Source organism: Burkholderia sp. HAN2018, assembly GCF_024704855.1.
Classification (GTDB): domain Bacteria; phylum Pseudomonadota; class Gammaproteobacteria; order Burkholderiales; family Burkholderiaceae; genus Burkholderia; species Burkholderia cepacia.
The window spans coordinates 1-2,411 of sequence record NZ_QOBB01000448.1; the positions used below are offsets into that span (position 1 = coordinate 1).

Below are 2,411 nucleotides of genomic sequence, written 5' to 3' on the forward strand. Positions count from 1 at the left end.
TCGGGGCGCGCAGCCGGGGGCGGCCGGGCGCCCGCCCCCGCGTGCGCGGGGAAGCCGCCGCTCGCCGCCCGATGCCGACGTCACCACCTTTCATTCTTCCGTCACGTTTCCTTTCGATACTCTCTCGCGCCGCACATCAGGCCGTCGGCGCCCCGCGCCGCCAATCGTTGCGCACCTCGCGTTTCATAAAACAGAACACCGAACAGGACAACCGATGCGTCTCCCCCTGCTTTCCCGCCGTCGCATGCCGGCCATCGCCGCGCTCGCCAGCCTCGCCTTCATCCTCGCCGCCTGCGGCGGCGACGACGTCACCTCGCCGCCGGCGACGCCGCCGGCAGCCCAGACGCCCGTCGGCACGACGGCCACGCTCGCCCTGCTCGAGACGACCGACCTGCACACCAACGTGCTGTCGTACGACTATTTCAAGCTCGCCGCCGACAATTCGCTCGGCTTCGAGCGCGTGTCGACGCTGATCGCGCAGGCGCGCAAGCAGTACCCGAACACGCTGCTGCTCGACAACGGCGACACGATCCAGGGCACCGCGCTGTCCGACTACCAGGCGCTCGTGAAACCGGTCGGCTGCGACCAGACGCTCGCGATCTACAAGGTGATGAACGCCGCGAAATTCGACGGCGGCGGGATCGGCAACCATGAATTCAATTACGGGCTGCCGTACCTGTCGCAGGTGACCGGCAACACGTTCGAGGTCGACGGCCTGCCGGCGCCGGCCCAGCAGAAGAAATGCGCGGGCCCGAACTTCCCGCAGGTGCTCGCGAACGTGATCAGCGCGAAGACCAACGCGCCGCTGTTCACGCCGTACACGATCCTGACCCGCACCGTGACCGCCACGACGCCGGACGGCAAGACGGTCAGCGCGCCCGTGAAGATCGGCATCATCGGCTTCACGCCGCCCGCGATCATGAACTGGGACAAGCGCTGGCTCGACGGCAAGGTCTACACGACCGGCCTGAAGGAAGCGGCCGAGAAGTACATTCCGGAGATGCGCGCGAAGGGCGCCGATCTCGTCGTCGCGATCTCGCACGGCGGCCTCGACAATTCCGCGTATTCGCCGACGATGGAGAACGGCAGCTGGTGGCTGTCGAAGGTGACCGGCATCGACGCGATGCTGATCGGCCACTCGCACCAGGTGTTCCCGGACGCGAACAGCACCGTGTCGCAGTTCAACCTGCCGGGCGTCGACAAGGTCAAGGGCACCGTCAACGGCGTGCCGACCGTGATGGCCAACTACTGGGGCAAGCACCTCGGCGTGATCAAGCTCGGCCTGAAGTTCGACGGCAAGACGTGGAGCGTCGACAAGTCGCAGACGACCGTCGAGGCGCGGCCGATCCAGAACGCCGACAAGAGCTACGTGGCGGCCGATCCGTCGGTTTCCGCCGCGATCGCCGCCGAGCACCAGGCGACGATCGACTACGTGAAGACGCCGATCGGCTCGACCGACTACCGGATGAACTCGTACTTCGCCGATGTCGGCGATCCGGGCGCGATCCAGATCGTCAACGAGGCGCAGGCCGACTACGTGAAGACCTACGTGCAGGCGAACCTGCCGCAATACGCGTCGCTGCCGGTGCTGTCGGTCAGCGCGCCGTTCAAGAGCGGCTTCGGCGGCGGCACCGACTACACCGACGTCGCACCGGGCGCGCTCGCGATCAACAACGCGGCCGACCTGTACCTGTATCCGAACACCGTGTATGCGGTGAAGGTCAGCGGCGCCGACGTGAAGAACTGGCTCGAAACCGCCGCGAAGCGCTTCAACCGGATCGACCCGACCAAGGCGACCGTGCAGCCGCTCGTCGGCACCTTCCCCGGCTACAACTTCGACATGTTCACATCGGCCGATCTCGCGTATGAAATCGACGTCACGCAGCCGGTCGGCAGCCGGATCAGGAACCTGACGTACAAGGGCGCGCCGATCGACCCGAACGCGCAGTTCATCGTCGCGACCAACAACTACCGCGCGAGCGGCGGCGGCAACTTCCCGGGCCTCGACGGCAGCAAGACGATCTTCGCGTCGCCCGATGCGAACCGCGACGTGCTGATCGCGTTCATCAAGAAGCGCGGCGCGATCACGCGCACGGCGGACGGCGCGCAGCGCAGCTGGCGCTTCACGAAGCTCGCGAGCTCGGTCGCGCACGTGCAGTTCGCGTCCGCACCGAACCGCCTCGGCGACGCGGCGGCGGCCGGCCTGACCGGCATCACGCAGGTCGCGGCCGACGACGGCTCGGGCAAGAACCTCGCCACCTACGAGATCGACCTCACGCAATGAGACACGCGACGCAACCGATCCGGACGATGCGGCCGGCCGAATCCGGCCTCGCCGCTGCCGCGCGGCGCGTGCTGCGCGCGAAACTTCCGCCGGCCGCGCTGCTCGCGGCGGCGGTCGCGCCGGCCTT

At 67.8% G+C, this 2,411-nt stretch carries 1 protein-coding gene and 1 pseudogene; both read left to right on the top strand.

The features are described 5' to 3' along the window. The first annotated feature begins 214 nt into the window (after nucleotides 1–214). The gene (locus DPV74_RS40800) at nucleotides 215–2,284 is read left to right on the top strand and encodes a bifunctional 2',3'-cyclic-nucleotide 2'-phosphodiesterase/3'-nucleotidase (RefSeq protein ID WP_119339244.1); all 2,070 of its coding nucleotides are present in this window, start codon (nucleotides 215–217) and stop codon (nucleotides 2,282–2,284) included. Next, nucleotides 2,281–2,411 (top strand): annotated as a pseudogene (locus DPV74_RS42205) (sel1 repeat family protein); the annotation flags it as partial. The gene DPV74_RS40800 and the pseudogene DPV74_RS42205, both read left to right, overlap by 4 nt.

What these genes read in the sequence shown, in the direction of transcription:
- DPV74_RS40800 (WP_119339244.1), top strand. Translation starts at nt 215, where the DNA reads ATGCGTCTCCCCCTGCTTTCCCGCCGTCGCATGCCGGCCATCGCCGCG.